A 16,824-nucleotide genomic window follows, 5' to 3' on the forward strand; every position below is an offset into this window, starting at 1 on the left:
CCGATTTTAACCGGATTTGCGCCAAACTGGTTCTGTTTCGGAGATTTTCCATCGCCAGTGTCGCCTACAATCTGGTGGAAAAGGTGCGCGCGGGCTTTCGGCCGCGCGAAGCGCGGATCCGCGTCTGCGTGCCTGCACGGATGCGCGCGGGCGAGGCATGGACCGACGTCACGATCCTCAACATCTCTTCGCGCGGGCTGATGGCGCGCGTCAACGCGGCCCCGCCGGTCCGCTCCTATGTCGAGATCCGGCGCGGCGCCGAGGTCGTGATCGTCGGCAAGGTCGTGTGGCACGACGATCGCCATTTCGGCATCCGCACGCAGGATCGGATCGACATCGAGATGCTGGGCGGGGTCACGAAAGGCGCCTGCCCGCCGGATCCGGCGATCGACCGCCGCACCCTACCGCGCGGCCACCGGCCCGATCCCGCCGAAGCCTTCGAGCGCAGCCGGCAGAAAGCGGCGATCTTCCAGTTCGTGGTGCTGACCGCGTGCGGCGTTGCCGGCGCGATCCTGGTCGCCAGTGCCGTCCGCGATATGCTCGGCGCGCCGCTCGCGATCGTCGCGAGCCACCTGGGCTGATCTTCCCCTCCCCGGAAGGGAACGTTGAAGAACGCGAAACCCCTATCCCGTTTGCCCTGAGCTTGTCGAAGGGCCGTGTTGTTCTCTCGACCATATTCGAGAGAAGGACGATGCTTCGACAGGCTCAGCACGAACGGTTTTGGGGTTGGCCCGATATTGGCAACGGCCCCTGGACGGGAGAGGCAAATCTCAGCGCGTCAGCCAGTCCGGCTTCGGCAGCCCCTTCGCATCCAGCCATGCCGGATTGAACAGCGTCGAGAGGTAACGCATCCCGCTGTCGCACAGGATCGTCACGATCCTTTTGCCCGGCCCCAGCTCGCGCGCCAGCGCGATCGCGCCCGCCACGTTGATGCCCGACGAAAGCCCGAGGCACAGCCCCTCCTCGCGCAGCAGGGAAAAGACCTGCGCCAGCCCCTCCTCGTCGCCGATCCGGAATTGCGTGTCGATCGGCGCGCTTTCCAGATTGGCGGTGATCCGGCTCTGGCCGATCCCCTCGGCGACCGAGCTGCCCTCGGCGTGAAGCTCTCCGCGCGCATAATAATCATAGAGCGAGGCGCCGTGCGGATCGGTCAGCGCGATCGTCACGCCCGGGCTCATTTCCTTGAGTCCGAGACCCACGCCGGCGAGCGTGCCGCCGGTGCCTACCGCGCAGGTGAAGCCGTCGATCCGGCCTTCGGTCTGCGCCCAGATTTCGGGTGCGGTGCCGCGAATATGCGCCATCCGGTTGGCAATATTGTCGAACTGGTTGGACCAGAGCGCATTGGGCGTTTCTTCCGCAATGCGGCGAGACGTGTGCACATAATGGGCGGGGTTGGAATAGCTCGTCGGCGCGACCTCGACGAGCTCGGCGCCCAGCGCGCGCAGCGTGTCCTTCTTCTCCTGGCTCTGCGTCTCGGGAATCACGATGATCGTGCGATAGCCCTTGGCGGCCCCGATCAGCGCGAGGCCGATCCCGGTATTGCCCGCCGTCCCCTCGACGATCGTCCCGCCCGTCCGGAGCGTCCCCTGTGCCTCGGCATCCTCGATGATGTATCTCGCGGCACGGTCTTTTACTGATCCGCCGGGGTTCATGAACTCGCATTTGGCGAGGATCTCGCAGCCGGTCTCCTCGCTCGCGCGCTGGAGCCGGACGAGCGGCGTATTGCCGACGAGCGCGAGGACGTCATGGGCGATTTTTGTCATCGCCGCCCGAGATAGCAGACGGCCCGCTCCCGGCAAGGAGCCTCGGCTTGGCCGCCGGAAACCCCGCCTTTCGTCTCGCTTCGGACCTGTTTTTCATCGCATCCGCAGCAAAAATGTTGCGATTGCGTGATAGTGCGCTTGACGAGGCTCGATCCGCCCGCAAAAGAACGGGTCATGCAGAAAATCGTCCTCGCCCCCCTCGTCCTTCTCCTGGCGCTCTCGGCTTGCGGCAAGCCCGAGACCATCACGGCCGGAAACCTGATGGATCCCGATGCCGAGAAGATCAAAGCCGCGCCGCCGGTAAAGCTGCCGCCGGCGATGCTCGCGAGCACGACCTATCGCTGCAAGGACAATAGCGTCGTCTCGGTCGACTGGTTCAACGATGGCACGACCGCCTCGATCAAGCCGAAGAAGGACGCCACCGCGATCTCGCTGACCGCCCCGGCCCCCGGCCAGCCTTATGTCGGCAGCGACTATGAGGTGACCGGCACGGCCGACGCCAAGTCGATCACGGTCAAGAAGCCCGGCGGCAGCGCCCAGGCCTGCGACGCCTGATCTTCCAACCGAATCGAAGAACGAAACGGGCGGGGAGCGATCCCCGCCCGTTTCGTTTTAAAGACCTCAGGCGCGCACGATCCGCGCCGCATAGCAGCCGCGCTTGGCATAATGGGCGTGGAGATAGGCCACGTCGGGCCTGGCGAAGAGCCGTTCGATGAGCGGCGAGAGATCATGCCCGTCTGCCAGATCCGCATCCAGCATTTCGCCGAACGCGGTAAAGGCGCGGAGCGAGATCGGGCGGATGCGGATCACCTCCGGAATCTCGTCCACCATATCCAGCGCTTCGCTCGCCCCCTCCGCGACAAAGATCGCATGACGCGATCGATAGGGCGTATCCGCCGGCTGATGCTCGTAATTGAGCAGGATGGCGGTCTCACCCGGATCGAGGTCGCGCACCATGATCCGATCGGGACAGCCCGGCTTGGCATCCACGACGTGGCGCCGGGCCCCGAATCCGGCCAGTGCCTCGTTCGACAGTCCCCAGAGATGACGGAACGGCGCGGGATCGAGCCCCTGGATGCGGAACGACATGGCACGTCTCCTTTTCTGGCGACGATCATGGGCGCCTCAGGGTGTGTCCGCTTCCCGATCCTTGCGGCCAAAGCTGCCTTCCTGCGCTGACAAGCCCGTTCGCCTCCGCTATCGGCGGCGCATGACCAGCGCCGCCTCCGCCATCACTCCCGAAACCGTCGCCGAACATGGCCTCTCCCCGGAGGAATATGCGCGCGTCCTGTCCGCGCTCGGTCGCGAGCCCAATCTCGTCGAGCTCGGCATCTTCTCGGTCATGTGGTCCGAGCATTGCTCTTACAAATCCAGCCGCATCCACCTGAAGAAGCTCCCCACCACCGGCCCGCAGGTGATCTGCGGCCCGGGCGAGAATGCGGGCGTCGTCGATATCGGCGACGGCCAGGCGGCGATCTTCAAGATGGAGAGCCACAACCATCCGAGCTATATCGAGCCCTATCAGGGCGCGGCGACGGGCGTCGGCGGGATCCTGCGCGACGTGTTCACGATGGGCGCGCGCCCGATCGCCAATCTCAATGCGCTCCGCTTCGGCCGCCCCGATCATCCCAAGATGCGCCACCTGATCGCGGGCGTCGTCCACGGCATCGGCGGCTACGGCAATTGCGTCGGCGTGCCGACCGTCGGCGGGGAGGTGAACTTCCACCCCGCCTATGACGGCAACATCCTCGTCAACGCGATGACGGTCGGCGTCGCCGATGTGGACAAGATCTTCTATTCGGCCGCTTCGGGCATCGGCAATTCGATCGTCTATGTTGGCTCGAAGACCGGGCGCGACGGCATCCACGGCGCAACGATGGCCTCGGCCGATTTCGGCGGGGATTCGGACGAGAAGCGCCCGACCGTGCAGGTCGGCGATCCCTTCACCGAGAAACTGCTGATCGAGGCGTGCCTCGAGCTGATGGCGTCGGACGCGATCGTCGCGATCCAGGACATGGGCGCGGCGGGCCTGACCTCCTCGGCGGTCGAGATGGCGAGCAAGGGCGGCGTCGGCATCGAGCTCGACATGAACGCCGTGCCCCAGCGCGAAACGGGCATGACGCCGTACGAGATGATGCTGAGCGAAAGCCAGGAGCGCATGCTCATGGTCCTGAAGCCCGGCCGCGAGGATTTCGCAGAAGCGATCTTCCGTAAGTGGGAGCTGGATTTCGCGGTCATCGGAGCCGTCACCGAGACCGGCCATATGGTGCTGAAGTTCAATGGCGAGACGGTCTGCGACATTCCGCTCGGCCCGCTCGCCGACGATGCCCCGCTCTACGATCGCCCGCACGTGCCGACGCCCACGCCCGCGCCGCTTGCGGACGTGCCCGAATGCACCGACATCGCCGCCGATCTGATCGCGCTGATGGGCTCGCCCGATATCGCCTCGCGCCGCTGGATCTGGGAGCAATATGATACGCAGGTCGGTGGCGACACCGTCCAGCGCCCCGGCGGCGACGCCGCGGTCGTGCGCGTCCATGGCACGCAGAAGGCGCTGGCGATGACGACCGACTGCACGCCGCGCTACTGCTTCGCCGATCCCGTCATGGGCGGCCGGCAGGCGGTGGCCGAGGCGTGGCGCAACCTTACCGCGGTCGGCGCGACGCCGCTTGCCGTCACCAACTGCCTCAACTTCGCCAATCCGCAGCGCCCCGAGATCATGGGGCAGATCGTCGGCGCGCTCGAGGGGATGAGCGACGCGTGCGTCGTGCTCGATTTCCCGATCGTGAGCGGCAATGTCAGCCTCTACAACGAGAGCAAGGCGACCGGCGGCGGATCGGCGATCCTGCCGACGCCCGCGATCGGCGCGATCGGCCTGCTCAAGGACTGGACGCGCACCGTCGGCATCGGCTTCCGCAACGCCGGCGACGTCATCGTCCTCGTTGGCGCGCGCAAGGGCGAGCTCGGCCAGTCCTTGTGGCTGCGCGAGCTGCACGGCCGCGAGGAGGGCGCGCCCCCCACCGTCGATCTCGCCGAGACGCGCCGCACGGGCGACTATATCCGCAACGCGATCGAGCAGGGCTGGATCAGCGCCTGCCACGATGTCGCCGACGGCGGGCTCGCCGTCGCGATCGCGGAGATGGCGCTCGCCGGCAATATCGGCGCGCTCATCGACGCGCCCGCCCCCTTCGGTCTGGCCGGCTCCTTCTTCGCCGAGGATCAGGACCTCTACGTCGTCACGGTCGACGATCACGCGTTGCTCGGCTTCCTCGCCGGCGCGCAGGCGGGCGGGATCGAGGTCGAGCCGATCGGCCGGACGACCGCGGGCAAGCGCGTAATCTTCGAGCTCGACGCGGGCGATCATTGCGCGACGCTGGACGCGCTGCGATCGGCGCATGAGGGCTTCTTCCCGACGCTGATGGGCGCGGACGCGGCGCTGGCGTGACTTCGACCGGATCAAATCACCTCCAACCCGCTCATGCTGAGGAGAGACTGAGCTTGGCGAAGGCTCGTCTCGAAGCACCTGTCCGGCCCTGTCCTTCGAGACGCCACTTCGCCAAGCTCAGTGGCTCCTCAGGATGAGCGGTCCGGGTATAATCGGACGGCCTTCGCCCACCCGCCTCCTCCCCTTCCTCGCTCTCACCCTCTCGGGCCTGTGCTGGGGCATGGGCTTTCCCCTGGGCAAGCTCGCGCTCCACGAAGTCGGCGCGGCGCACATGATTTTGCTGCGCTTCGCGGTCGCCAGCCTCGTCGCGCTCCCCTTCGCGCTGCGCGCCGAGGCGCGCGCCTTGTTCCGCTCGCCGCCGGTCCTGCTCGCGGGTTTCCTCTACGGTGTCGCCTTCCTGATCCAGTTCGAGGGCTTGACGCAGGTTACCGTCAGCCTCGCCGCGCTTCTCGTCGGCGCGATGCCCGCGCTCGTCGCCGTCGCCGCGTGGATCCTGCGCGAGAAGGTCAGCCGCGCCTCGTGGATCGGCGTCGTCGCCGCCACCGCCGGCGCCGCGCTCATCGCCGGCAAACCCGAGGGCGCGGGCACGCCCTACGGCATCGCGCTCTCGCTCCTCTCGCTGCTCGTCTTCCTCGCCTGGCTGATGGTCCTCAAGCGCGCGCCCGCGACCAAGGATCCGATGGCGGTTCCAGCGGTGACTGTGCTCGTCGCGGTCGCGACGATCCTGCCGATCGCGCTCTTCCTCCACGGCGCGCCGCCGCTCGCGCTCGGCCCCGTCGCCTGGGCGGGGATCATCGGCCAGGGCGTGTTCGCGACCTTCGTCGCCACTGCCGCCTGGGCCTATGGCTCGTCGCGCGTCGGCAGCGCGGCGGCGGGCGTGTTCATCAATATCGAGCCGCTGATCGGCGCGATCGTCGGCATCACCCTATTCGGCGATCCGGCGGGGGTGGGACTGATCGGCGGCGGACTGCTGATCATTATCGGCAGCGTCATCGTCGTGCTGGGCGAGCGGCAGGCACCCGCGACGGTGAGCCACGGATTGGGGACGGATTAGCCTGCCGCAACCGCTCATCCTGAGGAGGGACTGAGCTTTGGCGAAGGCCCGTCTCGAAGGACGGTTACTGTCGGTGCTGGTCCTTCGAGACGCCATTTCGACTTCGTGCCTATGGCACGAAGTTCATGCTGAGCGCCTGCCTTGGCAGGCAGTCGAAGGGCTCAATGGCTCCTCAGGATGAGCGGGTACGATATGAGCGCTAAGCCGCCAGCAGACGATCCGCCTGCGCGCGCGCCTCGTCGGTGATTTCCGCGCCCGAGAGCATCCGCGCAATTTCCTCGCGCCGCTGCGCTTCGTCCAGCACATGCACGCCGGTCCGCGCGACGAGCCCGTCCGATCTCTTCTCGATCAGCCAGTGCCGGTCGGCCCTCGCCGCCACCTGGGGGCTGTGCGTCACGACCAGCAATTGCGTGGCGCCCGCAAGCCGCGCCAGCCGCTCGCCGATCGCGCTGGCGACCGCACCGCCGACGCCGCGATCCACCTCGTCGAAAATCATCGTCCCCGCCCCGCCCTCTTCGGCCAGCGCGACCTTCAGCGCGAGGATGAAGCGCGACAATTCGCCGCCGCTCGCGATCTTCATCATCGGCGCGAAGGGCGCGCCCGGGTTGGTCGAAATCTCGAATTCGACCCGGTCGCGCCCCGCCGGACCCCATTGCCCCTCGGGCAAGGTCTCGACGACGGTGCGGAAGCGTGCCGAATCCAGCTTGAGCGGCGCGAGCTCGCTGGCGACCGCAGCATCGAGCCGCGCCGCCGCCGCGGTACGTGCCGCCGACAGCGCGCCGGCCGCCTCCACATACTCCTCGCGCGCGAGCTTCACCTCGCGTGCCAGCGCGGCGATGCCCGCCCCGCCCGCCTCGATCCGCTCCAGCCGCGCCGACAGCTCCTGCGTCAGCGCCGCCAGATCGTCGGGCTCGACGCGATGCTTGCGGGCGAGCGCGCGCAGATCGAACAGGCGAGTCTCGATCGTCTCAAGCCGCGTAGGATCGAAGGCGAAAGCATTGCCCGCCGCCGCGAGCAGATCCTCGGCCTCGCCCGCCTCGACGAGCGCGCGATCAAGCGAGGCCAGCGCCTCGGCGAGCCGCTCGTCCTCGGCCGCGATCCGGTCGAGCCGCCGCGTCGCCTGGCGCAATTGCGCGAGCGCGCCGTCCGATCCGTCGAGATGCGTACTCACCGCCGACAATTCTTCGGCCAGCCGCGCGCCCTTCTGCATGTCGGCGCGCGCTTCGGCGAGGCTCGCTTCCTCGCCGGGCTCGGGCGCGGCCTTGGTCAGCTCGGCGACGGCATGCTCGAGCCATTCCTGGTCGCGCGCGGCGCTTTCGATCTCGGCCTGCGCCTGCGCCAGCGCCTCCTCGCTCGCCTTCCAGCGCGCATGCGCGGCCAAGACCGCACCGGTCTGCGAACGCGCGAACGCATCGAGCAGCGCCCGATGCCCGCGCGGATTGAGCAGGCCGCGATCGTCATGCTGGCCGTGGATCTCGACCAACGTCCCGCCCAGCGCCCGCAGCAACCCCGCCGAGGCGGGCTGATCGTTGACGAAGGCGCGGCTGCCGCCGTCGGCGCGCAGCTGGCGGCGGATGACGAGCGGCTCGCCCGGCTCGCTCTCCAGCCCGCCTTCCTCGAGGATCGCCAGCGCAGGATGATCGGCGGGCAGATCGAAGCTGGCCGCGACGCTCGCCTGCGCCGCGCCGCTGCGGACGAGTCCGGTCTCGGCACGCGCGCCGAGCGCGAGGCCCAGCGCATCCAGCAATATGGATTTGCCCGCGCCGGTCTCGCCGGTCAGCGTCGCGAGGCCCGGCCCGAAATCGAGGTCCAGCGCCTCGATCAGCACGACGTCGCGGATGGCGAGGCGGGTCAGCATCGCGCCCTCTCTACGAGAGCCGCGCGGAGAACGGAAGGTGGCCGTTCTTGCCCGCTAGCGCGGGGGCGAAACCGGCCCGCTCCCCCACCCGACCTCCCACAGAGTATCCTGATTGGGAGGTCGGGTGGGGGAGCGGGCCGGTGCCGCACGCAATTCAGCATCGCTGAATTGCCCAAAAAGCGATCAGCCCGCCTTCGTCTTCTTCTGGATCAGCTGATAGGCATGCTGATAATAATCGGTGCCCGGATAGTTCGCACCCAGCACCGCCGCGGATTTCTTCGCCTCGTCGATCACGCCCAGCGCCAGATAGCTCTCGGTCAGCCGCATCAGCGCCTCGGGCGTGTGGCTCGACGACTGATATTGATCGATCACGGTGCGGAAGCGGATCACCGAGCCCAGCCATTCGCCGCGCCGCTGATAGAAGCGCCCGATCTCCATCTCCTTGCCGGCGAGATGATCGTTGATCAGATCGACCTTGAGCCGCGCATCGGCCGCATATTTGCTGTCGGGATAGCGGCGGATCAGTTCGCCCATCGCATCGAGCGCCTGCGCCGTGATCTTCTGGTCGCGCGTGACGTCGGCGATTTGCTCGTAATAGTCGACCGCGATCAGATACAGCGCATAAGGCGCGTCGCGATTGCCGGGGTGGATCGAGAGGAAGCGCTGCGAGGCCGATATCGACTCCGGATAATTGTGCGCGAGATAATAAGCGAAGGCGCTCATCAGCTCGGCGCGGCGCGCCCAGGGCGAATAAGGATGCTGGCGCTCGACCTCGTCGAACAGCCCGGCCGCGAAGCGATACTGGCGCTTCGCCAGCGCGTCGTTCGCCGCATTGTAGAGCGTATCGACGTCACGGGCGACGTAGCGATTGCTGTCCTGCCCCTTCTTCGAACGCCCCGCGCAGCCGGCGAGCGGCAGGGTGGCAAGGGCGATGCCGATGAGGGCGGCGGAGCGAAGGGACACGCGCATGACGGCGGGCCTTAGCCGAGGGATCGGGCGGCTGGAAGGGGGATGCGCCAGAGCGTGGAGCGAAGCGATGTCAGGCGATCGGCAGCAGGGCGGCCGCGATGTTCCGCCCCTCGGCGCGGAGCAGACCCCAGGTGCGCGCGGCGGCGCGGCTGTCCATCGGCTCGAGGAACAGGCCCTTCGCCTCCAGCGCAGCGGTGAGTGCAGGCGCGGGCCGGCGCAGCGTCGCGCCGGTGCCGAGCAGGACAAATTCGGGCAGCGGCTTCAGCACAAGCAGCGGCGCGAAATCCGCCTCGGCGAGCGCGTCGAATGAGCCAGCCTCCCAATCGAGCGCATCGTCGGGCGTCAGGATCAGCCCGCCCGGCACCATCCGGTCGCCGACGCGAAAGCCGCTGGGGCCGACGGCGGCGACGAGCGGGCCGATCGCGGCGGGGGTCTGGTCGAGCTTGGACATGTGCGCGCCCTACCGGGGCGGGCTAGGCGGCGGAACAGCAAATTCTCGGCCGTCACCCCAGCGCAGGCTGGGGTCCATGTCTCTGACCATCAGCGGACAGCTTGCTGCGAGAGGCATGGATCCCAGCCTCCGCTGGGATGACGGGACATCTCAAACGTGCGCGATCTCTTCCGCGTCGGCCTCATTGGTCGGCCCGAGATCGCCCGATTCCTCGATCTTCTGGTAGAGCTCGGCCTGCCGCGCGCGCAATTTTTCGCCGAGCGCGTCGAGATCGATCTTGCCGGCGACGTGAGCCTCCCTCATCTCCTCGAACAATTCCTCATCCTCCTCGTCGATATGGTGGATGGTCTGTTCGCCGAGCACATGGACCTTGCTCTTGTAGAGCTCCTCGGTGCCGTTGAGCTGCGCGATCTCGGCGGCGAGCTGCTTGCCGGCGGCATGCTCGACGATGCCCTCGTCGACTTCCTCGGTCTCGCCGACTTCCTTGCCCGTCGGGTAGAGCAATTCCTCCTCGATCGTCATGTGGACGTCGAGCCGCAGGCACAATTCGTCGGCTACATGCTTGAGCCGCTCGCCTTCGGCGTCGTTCGCCTCGGTGAAGAGCTCGCGGAAGCGATGATGCTCCTCCTTCAGCAGCGCGATCGCGAGCGGATCGTCCTCGGCGATCCGGTGGAGGCCTTGAGTATTTCGCGCTGCATAATTCTCGGCCATCGTGCTGCTCCCGAAGCGTGTCCTGCAAAGCGCGCCAGGAAGCGGCCCGGTTCCCGGCTCGAGAAATCTCCAGATCGGATCGGAATGGCCGCGAATCGTCCGGTTCCGAAACGGATTCGGTTGAACGCGCGGATTGCGTTTCGTAGCTTTTTTCGGGGATTGAATCGTGAGGGGAATGCCCGTGGGCCTGGCGGACAGCTATCGATCCTCACCGTCGATCCTGCTCTTCGCCGATAGCCCGGCCGGTTTCTCCGAACAGGAACGCGCGATCTCGGGACTGGACGGCAGGATCGCCGGCTCCGGGCCGGTCGGCAGCGCGCTCGCCCGGATCGACGAGGCCTGCGATATCGGGGTCGTCGTCGTCGATGCCAGCCGGGACGATCCCGCGCTGGATCGGCTGCTCGACCGACTCGATCTCGCTGCGCGCGACGATCGCTTCATGAGCCTGGTCACGGTCACGCCCGATCTCATCGATCTGGCCGCGGCGCGCTGCCCGCATCCGCATGTCGTCCTTCAGTGCGGCGCAAGCGAGGTGGAGCGCGTCGCCGCGCTCGCGCTCGCTCTGGCCGGCGCGGCGCGCGTGCCGCAGCTCGCCGGCGAGCTCGGCCATGCGCGTCTCAAGCAGTTGAGCGAGGAGGTCGGACGGATCGCGCAGACGCTCGCGGCCCTTTCGGAGAGCGACGCGCTGGCCCGCCCGTTGCGGCGGGCGCAGCCCGACGACGACGGAAGCGCCTTTCCGGACGCCTCCGCCGCGATGATCCGCGGCTACATCCGCGCGCGCCGGCTGCGCGAACATTATTTCTCGGCCGAGCTGTTCGCGGATCCGGCATGGGACATGCTGCTCGATCTGATGGCGGCGCGGATCGAGGGGCGCACCGTCGCCGTCTCCAGCCTCTGCATCGCCGCGGCCGTCCCGGCGACGACGGGATTGCGCTGGATCAAGACGCTCACCGACGAGGGCCTATTCGTCCGCGTCGATGATCCGCAGGACGGGCGTCGCGTCTTCATCGAGCTGTCGGAGACGGCAGCGGCGGGCATGACCGCCTATTTCCACGCGCTCCAGCGCGCAGGCTTGACCGGCATCTGAGTGGGGTCATCGCCCCAGTCGATCTGAGTGAAGGGATCACATTGTTGGATCGATCAATCGGCCCCGATTAGTCGCCCTGTAGCGGACCGGGGGGACGACAATGGATGAGCTTGGCAATTCGGCGGAAGGATTGGTGCGCGGCATCCAGTTCGGCAGCCTGATATGGATCGCGATCGGCCTCGCCACGATCCTGCTGCGCTGATCCGCCGCTTGAGCACCGCGCGCACATTGGCTAGGGCGCGCTCCGGCGGTGGCTTAGCTCAGTTGGTAGAGCATCTCGTTTACACCGAGAGGGTCGGCGGTTCGAGCCCGTCAGCCACTACCAGCCGCGCGACGAGACTTGCCGCCAAGCGATCGTGCTCGGGCGAAGGCCGGAGCCCCGGCGTCAGGCGATGCCGATCGCTGCCAACGCTCCGGCTTTCGCCGGAGCACGATGGTCCCCGGATGGACAAGGACCGCAACAGTCGTCCCCACGAGCCTTACCGCAAATCCCGCACCAGCTTGCGCGCCACGCCGATCCACGCCGGATCGGCGACGACGACCGATTTCGCGCCCGGCGTCGGCGGCAGCAGGAGCAATTTGCCCGCCTCGCGCTGGATCAGCCGGCCGAAGCCGAAGCGCCCCGCCGGGCGCGGCGCGACGATGTCGCGGTTCATCGCCTCTCCGAAGCGCGCCGGATCCAGCCGCTCGCACCAGATGATGTCCCCAGCGCGATAATCACCGACCCCGCCGACGACGCGCACCGCTACCATCCCCGGCAGCGCTTCGGGCAGCGGCAATTGCACCGGATGCGAAAGCGCGCGCGCGCCCTCCAGGCCGAGATCGGCGACGATCGGCAGGTCGGCGCGCGTCGGTAGCCGCACCAGATCGGCGGCGGCGACGCCCAGCGCGTCCGCGATCCGGTTGAGCCAGCCGACCGAGACGGTGCGCGTCCCCATTTCCAGCCGGCCGATCGTCTGCGCGGTCGTCGGCGGCGCGCAGCGTTCGGCGACATCCAGCAGCGTCAGCCCCTTGGCGCGTCGTATCTCGCGAATGCAGGTGATCATCGTCGCCCCCAGTACCAGATAGGTTATCTACTGTCCTACAGATGCGCCTTCGTGGCAAGGGCCGCGACTCAGCAACGAAGGGATGTCCCATGCCGCACGCGCCTTTGCCCGATGCCCGCCCCAACCGCCTGCTTGTCGAACGATCGATCTGCGACGCGTCGCACGCCTTGGCCACCGGGCAGAGCGCCCGGGCAGAGAGCGCCGCGTCCGCCGCTCGTACTCCTGCCGCGCGCCGCGCCCCGCGCCGCAGCGTCACCGTCAATCTCGCCGAATCGCCGCTCGGCTGGCTCCACGCGCGCGGCCTCGTCTCGACGCGCCAGTTCGATGCGGGCGAGCGACTGCGCGCCGACTGGACGATGGCGCAGCTCGGGCCGCGCGTGACGATGCGCTGGGATCCGAGCCCCGTCGCCCGCGGCCGGCGCGCGGCGGACGCCCCGCTCGATCCGACGCTCGCCGGCATCGCGGCCAAGCGCCGCTTCGACGCGGCCATCGCCGCCGCCGGCACCGGTCTGGCCGACATCCTCTGGCGCGTTGTGTGCGACGGGAGCGGACTGGAGGCGGCCGAGGGTGCGCTCGGCTGGCCCAAAAGATCGGGCAAGCTCGTCCTGCTCATGGCGCTCGATCGGGTCGCCGACTATTACCGGCTCCCGTGAGCCCCCCGAAAAAGTCCCGCGTCGATCAGGCGCTCGTCGATCGCGGCCTCGTCGAAAGCCGCGCGCGTGCGCAGGCGCTGATCCTCGCGGGCCTCGTCTATGCGGGCGAGCGCAAGATCGCCAAGGCGGGCGAGGCCATCGCCGACGATGTCCCGCTCGATGTGCGCGGCCGCGATCATCCCTGGGTCTCGCGCGGGGGGATCAAGCTGGATCATGCACTCGCGCATTTCGGCTGGGACGTGACCGGCGCCGTGGCGATGGACGTCGGCTCGTCGACGGGCGGCTTCACCGACGTGCTGCTGACGCGCGGCGCGGCCAAGGTCTATGCGATCGATGTCGGCACCAACCAGCTCGCCTGGAAGATCCGCCAGGACGAGCGCGTCATCGTCCACGAAAAGACCAACGCCCGCGCCATCACCGATGCGCAGGTGCCCGAGCCCATCGACATCCTCGTCTGCGACGCGAGCTTCATCGCGCTCGCCAAGGTGATGGATCGCCCGCTCGATTTCGCGAAGCCCGATGCGCGCGCGGTGATGCTCATTAAGCCGCAGTTCGAGGCGGGGCGCGAGGAAGTCGGCAAGGGCGGCGTGATCCGCGATTCCGACGTCCACGCCCGCGTCTGCGCCGAGGCGCGCGCGTGGATCGAAGGCAAGGGCTGGACGGTTGAGGGGATCGTCCCGAGCCCGATCACCGGGCCTGAGGGCAATGTCGAATTCCTGATGGCGGCGAGGCGATAAGCGCTCCTGCCGCGCGACGGAGACGAAGCATGCTGCGAACCGCATCAGCGTTCCTGCTCTTTGTATTATTCGCCGCGACGGCCGTATCGCCCGGCAGCGCTGCCTCGGCCGGGCGCATCGCGTTGCAGACCTGCACCCTACCCGACGCGAGCCGCCCTGGTCGGTGCGGGACCTTGACCGTTCCGGAAGATCCGACGCGGCCCAGCGGACGTCGCATCGACATTGCGGTCGCGGTTCTGCCCGCCCGCAGCGGCCGCGCCTTACCCGATCCGGTCGTCATCCTGCTGGGCGGGCCCGGCGAGAGTGCGATCGATGCAGCCGGTATCCACGAACGCTGGCTGGATCCGCTGCTGGGCGATCACGATCTCGTTCTGGTCGATCAGCGCGGCGCGGGCCGATCGCACCCGCTCGCGTGCGACATGACGCCGGGCGGCGACGATCGCGCGCTGCTTACCGACATCTTCCCGCCCGCCGCTGTCGCCGCCTGCGCGAAGACGCTGCGCCAGCGCACCGACCTGACCCGCTATGGCTATGCCGATTTCGCGCGCGACCTGGAGCAGGTGCGGCGCGGCCTCGGCTACGGGCGGCTCAACCTCTTCGCCGGATCCTATGGCACGCGGGCGCTGCAGGTCTTTCTACGCGCCTATCCGGCGAGCGTGCGGACCGCCTATTTCAGTTCGGTCGTACCCATCGACATCGTAGCGCCGCAGACGATGGCGGCTACAGCCGCGAAACAGCTCGACCGGATGTTCGAGTCCTGCGCTGCCGATGCTGCGTGCCGTGAACAGCATCCGGAGCTTCGCGCGCATTTCGCCGCTCTGCTCGATCGTCTCGAACGCGGAGCGGTGCGGGTCGCGCTACCCGGCCAGCCCGGGATCCATACGATGCGACGCGGGCCCGTCGCCGCCTGGATCCGCTCGCGTTTGTATCGCCCGTCGTCGGCGGCAGCCCTGCCCGCTGCGATCGACCGCGCTTATGCCGGCGACTGGCAGCCGATCGTCGCCGGCATCCGCGCCAGCGCGCATCCCGATCTGAGCTTCGGCCTGCTTTTCGCGATCACCTGCAACGAGGACATGCGCTTCTGGAGGCCGGTCGCTTCGGCCAGGCCCGTGGGCTTTCTCGGCGATTTCCGCGTCGATCAGCAACGGGCGGCCTGCCGCTTCTGGCCCGGGTCGAAGCTGCCGGATGGGTATCGCACGCCGATCCGATCGGTCGTGCCCGCCCTGTTCTCGACGGGACAGGACGATGGCGGAACACCCGTGTGGTTCACCGATCACGCGGCGCGCGGCTTCTCCCACGCGGCGATCATCGTAACCCCGATGCAGGGCCACACCGAATGGAATGCCTGCATCGCCGCGCGCTATTTCGCCTTGGTGCGCGAGGCGCGGATTCGCGGACCGAGGCGGCAGCTTTGCACTGCTGCCCCCCGGCCCGCCTTCGCGATCGACTGACAGGCTGCAATCGCGGACGCGTCGCACCGCGTCCGGTGGATCGAAGCGCGCGACTGGCGGGTTGAGGGCGTCGCGCCTAGCCCGATCAGGGGCCGGAGCGCTGATCACATTCCCGATAGCGGCCGTGACGACTGGCTGCATCCAAACCGAAGAGTCCACCCGATGCGTCTCCGCCTTCCGATCGTGACCGCCTTGGTCGTCCTGCTCCTCGGCCTCGCCTCGGGCTGGCTCAGTGGCTCGGGCGCCGGCAACGCCTGGTTCGATGCGCTCGCCAAGCCCGGCTTCATGCCGCCGGGCTGGGCTTTCCCGGTCGCCTGGACGACGCTCTATCTGATGATCGGCACAGCCTTCGGCCTCATCCTCGAGACCCGGCATCCCCTGCGCAGCCGCGCGATCCTGCTGTTCGTCGCGCAGCTCCTGCTCAATTATGCCTGGTCGCCGGTGTTCTTCGCGCTTCATCAGCCGCTGCGCGCGCTCGCGATCATCGTCCTGATGGTGATCCTGACCGCGCTGACCGCGCTCGATTTCCACCGGATTCGGCCGCTCGCCGCCTGGCTGCTGCTGCCCTATCTCGCCTGGCTGATCTTCGCGGCGACGCTGAACGGCGCGATCGTGGCGCTCAACCCTGCCTGAGCTTGCGGGCGAGCCTATCCGGCCCCATCTAGCGCCCCGACGAAGGAGCTTTCCCCAATGCAGACCGAAAATCGCCTGTTCGAGGATTTCGTGAAGATGGCGAACGGCGTCGCCGGCACCTTCGCCGGCATGGCGCGCGAGGGCGAGGCCGGCGCGCGCGAGAAGTTCAAGGGCTGGCTCGGCGGCATGGATTTCGTCAGCCGCGAGGAATTCGAGGCGGTCAAGGCGATGGCGGCCGCCGCGCGCGACGAGGTCGATGCGCTTCGCGCCGAGATCGCCGCGCTGAAGCCCGCCACGGGCGCCAAGTCGCGGGGCAAGGCCGAAACTCCTCCTCCCATTCAGGATTGAGTCACGCTCTATCCACAGCTTTATGCCCATATGTGCATGGGCGCGCTTGCACAAAGGCAGGCGACCGCTAACCCTCGGCGGAACCGGAGGGCGGGATGACGATGCTGGCGGACGAATATGAGGCGGATCGCGACGGCGGCGCCCCCATCGATACGCTCGAACAATATTGCGAGGCGCATGGCTGGTCGTTCGAGCGGCTCGGCGACGACGAGCTGATCGCCACCGTTCAGGGCAGCTGGGCCAAATATGAGCTGCGCGGCGTCTGGCGCGAGGAGGATCGCGTCCTCCAGATCCTCGCGCTTCCCGACATCCGCGTCCCCGCCGACCGCCGCCCCCAGCTCTACGAGACGATCGGGCTCGTCAACGAGCAGCTCTGGATCGGCCATTTCGAACTGTGGTCGTCGAGCGGCATCCTCCTTTTCCGCCACGGCGCGCTGCTGGATCTGGCGAACGACGCCGCGCTGACGATCGACCAGGCCGAGACGTTGATCGAGGCCGCGATCGAGGAGTGCGAGCGCTTCTACCCCGTCTTCCAGTTCGTCCTGTGGGGCGGCAAGTCCCCGACCGAAGCGATCGCTGCCGCTTTGATCGAGACGCACGGCGAGGCCTGAAGCCGTC

The 16,824-nt window shown here is 68.0% G+C and carries 18 protein-coding genes and 1 tRNA gene; 12 read left to right on the forward strand and 7 right to left on the reverse strand.

What is annotated here, in order from left to right:
- The first annotated feature begins 74 nt into the window (after positions 1–74).
- Positions 75–581, forward strand: a complete 507-nt coding sequence (locus Q4F19_RS03800; protein WP_303540015.1) for a PilZ domain-containing protein — start codon at positions 75–77, stop codon at positions 579–581.
- A gap of 189 nt (positions 582–770) precedes the next feature.
- On the opposite strand, the gene Q4F19_RS03805 is transcribed toward Q4F19_RS03800, so the two are convergent.
- Complete coding sequence (locus tag Q4F19_RS03805; RefSeq protein ID WP_303540018.1) at positions 771–1,763, reverse strand: cysteine synthase A; 993 nt, start codon at positions 1,761–1,763, stop codon at positions 771–773.
- Between the two features lie 174 nt (positions 1,764–1,937).
- Here Q4F19_RS03805 and Q4F19_RS03810 point away from each other — a divergent pair, with 174 nt between their 5' ends.
- Positions 1,938–2,318 (forward strand): hypothetical protein, encoded by a 381-nt coding sequence (locus Q4F19_RS03810; RefSeq protein WP_303540020.1) that lies wholly within the window; start codon positions 1,938–1,940, stop codon positions 2,316–2,318.
- 66 nt (positions 2,319–2,384) lie between these two features.
- On the opposite strand, the gene Q4F19_RS03815 is transcribed toward Q4F19_RS03810, so the two are convergent.
- Positions 2,385–2,852, reverse strand: a complete 468-nt coding sequence (locus tag Q4F19_RS03815; protein ID WP_303540022.1) for a DUF1203 domain-containing protein — start codon at positions 2,850–2,852, stop codon at positions 2,385–2,387.
- A 121-nt stretch (positions 2,853–2,973) separates the two neighbouring features.
- Here Q4F19_RS03815 and purL point away from each other — a divergent pair, with 121 nt between their 5' ends.
- On the forward strand, positions 2,974–5,208 hold the full coding sequence (gene purL, locus Q4F19_RS03820) for a phosphoribosylformylglycinamidine synthase subunit PurL (RefSeq protein ID WP_303540024.1): 2,235 nt from the start codon (positions 2,974–2,976) through the stop codon (positions 5,206–5,208).
- 133 nt (positions 5,209–5,341) lie between these two features.
- On the forward strand, positions 5,342–6,262 hold the full coding sequence (locus Q4F19_RS03825; protein WP_303540026.1) for a DMT family transporter: 921 nt from the start codon (positions 5,342–5,344) through the stop codon (positions 6,260–6,262).
- Between the two features lie 199 nt (positions 6,263–6,461).
- Here the strand turns inward: Q4F19_RS03825 and recN are convergent, their stop codons facing one another.
- The 4 genes from recN to Q4F19_RS03845 all read right to left on the reverse strand — a co-directional run bounded on the left by recN (position 6,462) and on the right by Q4F19_RS03845 (position 10,251).
- On the reverse strand, positions 6,462–8,120 hold the full coding sequence (recN, locus tag Q4F19_RS03830) for a DNA repair protein RecN (RefSeq protein WP_303540028.1): 1,659 nt from the start codon (positions 8,118–8,120) through the stop codon (positions 6,462–6,464).
- 183 nt (positions 8,121–8,303) lie between these two features.
- Positions 8,304–9,089: an outer membrane protein assembly factor BamD gene (locus tag Q4F19_RS03835; protein WP_303540029.1), complete on the reverse strand. Its 786-nt coding sequence runs from the start codon at positions 9,087–9,089 to the stop codon at positions 8,304–8,306.
- A 70-nt stretch (positions 9,090–9,159) separates the two neighbouring features.
- Entirely contained in the window at positions 9,160–9,540 is a 381-nt protein-coding gene (locus Q4F19_RS03840) for an Mth938-like domain-containing protein (RefSeq protein ID WP_303540031.1), read from the reverse strand.
- A 150-nt stretch (positions 9,541–9,690) separates the two neighbouring features.
- The gene (locus Q4F19_RS03845) at positions 9,691–10,251 is read right to left on the reverse strand and encodes a hemerythrin domain-containing protein (RefSeq protein ID WP_303540033.1); all 561 of its coding nucleotides are present in this window, start codon (positions 10,249–10,251) and stop codon (positions 9,691–9,693) included.
- A gap of 175 nt (positions 10,252–10,426) precedes the next feature.
- Between Q4F19_RS03845 and Q4F19_RS03850 the strand changes: the two genes are divergently transcribed.
- A complete protein-coding gene (locus tag Q4F19_RS03850) occupies positions 10,427–11,338 on the forward strand; it encodes a winged helix DNA-binding protein (RefSeq protein ID WP_303540986.1) in 912 nt (303 codons plus the stop codon).
- A 249-nt stretch (positions 11,339–11,587) separates the two neighbouring features.
- Positions 11,588–11,663: transfer RNA gene (locus Q4F19_RS03855), tRNA-Val, on the forward strand.
- A gap of 154 nt (positions 11,664–11,817) precedes the next feature.
- On the opposite strand, the gene Q4F19_RS03860 is transcribed toward Q4F19_RS03855, so the two are convergent.
- Positions 11,818–12,384, reverse strand: coding sequence for a helix-turn-helix domain-containing protein (locus Q4F19_RS03860; protein WP_303540035.1), 567 nt, complete (start codon positions 12,382–12,384; stop codon positions 11,818–11,820).
- An 89-nt stretch (positions 12,385–12,473) separates the two neighbouring features.
- Here Q4F19_RS03860 and Q4F19_RS03865 point away from each other — a divergent pair, with 89 nt between their 5' ends.
- From Q4F19_RS03865 to Q4F19_RS03890, 6 genes are all read left to right on the forward strand, one after another.
- On the forward strand, positions 12,474–13,037 hold the full coding sequence (locus tag Q4F19_RS03865; RefSeq protein ID WP_341850155.1) for a DUF6456 domain-containing protein: 564 nt from the start codon (positions 12,474–12,476) through the stop codon (positions 13,035–13,037).
- Positions 13,034–13,774 carry a TlyA family RNA methyltransferase gene (locus tag Q4F19_RS03870; protein WP_303540036.1) on the forward strand — a complete coding sequence of 247 codons (741 nt, stop codon included), beginning with the start codon at positions 13,034–13,036 and terminating at the stop codon, positions 13,772–13,774. The genes Q4F19_RS03865 and Q4F19_RS03870 overlap by 4 nt, the downstream gene beginning before the upstream one ends.
- Before the next feature lie 29 nt (positions 13,775–13,803).
- The gene (locus Q4F19_RS03875) at positions 13,804–15,225 is read left to right on the forward strand and encodes an alpha/beta fold hydrolase (RefSeq protein WP_303540038.1); all 1,422 of its coding nucleotides are present in this window, start codon (positions 13,804–13,806) and stop codon (positions 15,223–15,225) included.
- A gap of 162 nt (positions 15,226–15,387) precedes the next feature.
- Positions 15,388–15,858, forward strand: a complete 471-nt coding sequence (locus tag Q4F19_RS03880) for a TspO/MBR family protein (RefSeq protein WP_303540039.1) — start codon at positions 15,388–15,390, stop codon at positions 15,856–15,858.
- 57 nt (positions 15,859–15,915) lie between these two features.
- Entirely contained in the window at positions 15,916–16,206 is a 291-nt protein-coding gene (locus Q4F19_RS03885; protein WP_303540040.1) for an accessory factor UbiK family protein, read from the forward strand.
- 101 nt (positions 16,207–16,307) lie between these two features.
- Positions 16,308–16,817, forward strand: coding sequence for a type III secretion system chaperone family protein (locus tag Q4F19_RS03890; RefSeq protein WP_303540988.1), 510 nt, complete (start codon positions 16,308–16,310; stop codon positions 16,815–16,817).
- Positions 16,818–16,824 lie beyond the last annotated feature (7 nt).

Origin of the sequence: Sphingomonas natans, assembly GCF_030546695.1 — a bacterium.
Classification (GTDB): Bacteria; Pseudomonadota; Alphaproteobacteria; order Sphingomonadales; family Sphingomonadaceae; genus Sphingomonas_I; species Sphingomonas_I natans.

Excerpts from the sequence above, each read along its gene's own strand:
- Q4F19_RS03805 (WP_303540018.1), bottom strand. The coding sequence starts at position 1,763 with ATGACAAAAATCGCCCATGACGTCCTCGCGCTCGTCGGCAATACGCCG.
- Q4F19_RS03810 (WP_303540020.1), top strand. The coding sequence starts at position 1,938 with ATGCAGAAAATCGTCCTCGCCCCCCTCGTCCTTCTCCTGGCGCTCTCG.
- Q4F19_RS03815 (WP_303540022.1), bottom strand. The coding sequence starts at position 2,852 with ATGTCGTTCCGCATCCAGGGGCTCGATCCCGCGCCGTTCCGTCATCTC.
- purL (WP_303540024.1), top strand. The coding sequence starts at position 2,974 with ATGACCAGCGCCGCCTCCGCCATCACTCCCGAAACCGTCGCCGAACAT.
- Q4F19_RS03825 (WP_303540026.1), top strand. The coding sequence starts at position 5,342 with ATGAGCGGTCCGGGTATAATCGGACGGCCTTCGCCCACCCGCCTCCTC.
- recN (WP_303540028.1), bottom strand. The coding sequence starts at position 8,120 with ATGCTGACCCGCCTCGCCATCCGCGACGTCGTGCTGATCGAGGCGCTG.
- Q4F19_RS03835 (WP_303540029.1), bottom strand. The coding sequence starts at position 9,089 with ATGCGCGTGTCCCTTCGCTCCGCCGCCCTCATCGGCATCGCCCTTGCC.
- Q4F19_RS03840 (WP_303540031.1), bottom strand. The coding sequence starts at position 9,540 with ATGTCCAAGCTCGACCAGACCCCCGCCGCGATCGGCCCGCTCGTCGCC.
- Q4F19_RS03845 (WP_303540033.1), bottom strand. The coding sequence starts at position 10,251 with ATGGCCGAGAATTATGCAGCGCGAAATACTCAAGGCCTCCACCGGATC.
- Q4F19_RS03850 (WP_303540986.1), top strand. The coding sequence starts at position 10,427 with ATGCCCGTGGGCCTGGCGGACAGCTATCGATCCTCACCGTCGATCCTG.
- Q4F19_RS03860 (WP_303540035.1), bottom strand. The coding sequence starts at position 12,384 with ATGATCACCTGCATTCGCGAGATACGACGCGCCAAGGGGCTGACGCTG.
- Q4F19_RS03865 (WP_341850155.1), top strand. The coding sequence starts at position 12,474 with ATGCCGCACGCGCCTTTGCCCGATGCCCGCCCCAACCGCCTGCTTGTC.
- Q4F19_RS03875 (WP_303540038.1), top strand. The coding sequence starts at position 13,804 with ATGCTGCGAACCGCATCAGCGTTCCTGCTCTTTGTATTATTCGCCGCG.
- Q4F19_RS03880 (WP_303540039.1), top strand. The coding sequence starts at position 15,388 with ATGCGTCTCCGCCTTCCGATCGTGACCGCCTTGGTCGTCCTGCTCCTC.
- Q4F19_RS03885 (WP_303540040.1), top strand. The coding sequence starts at position 15,916 with ATGCAGACCGAAAATCGCCTGTTCGAGGATTTCGTGAAGATGGCGAAC.
- Q4F19_RS03890 (WP_303540988.1), top strand. The coding sequence starts at position 16,308 with ATGCTGGCGGACGAATATGAGGCGGATCGCGACGGCGGCGCCCCCATC.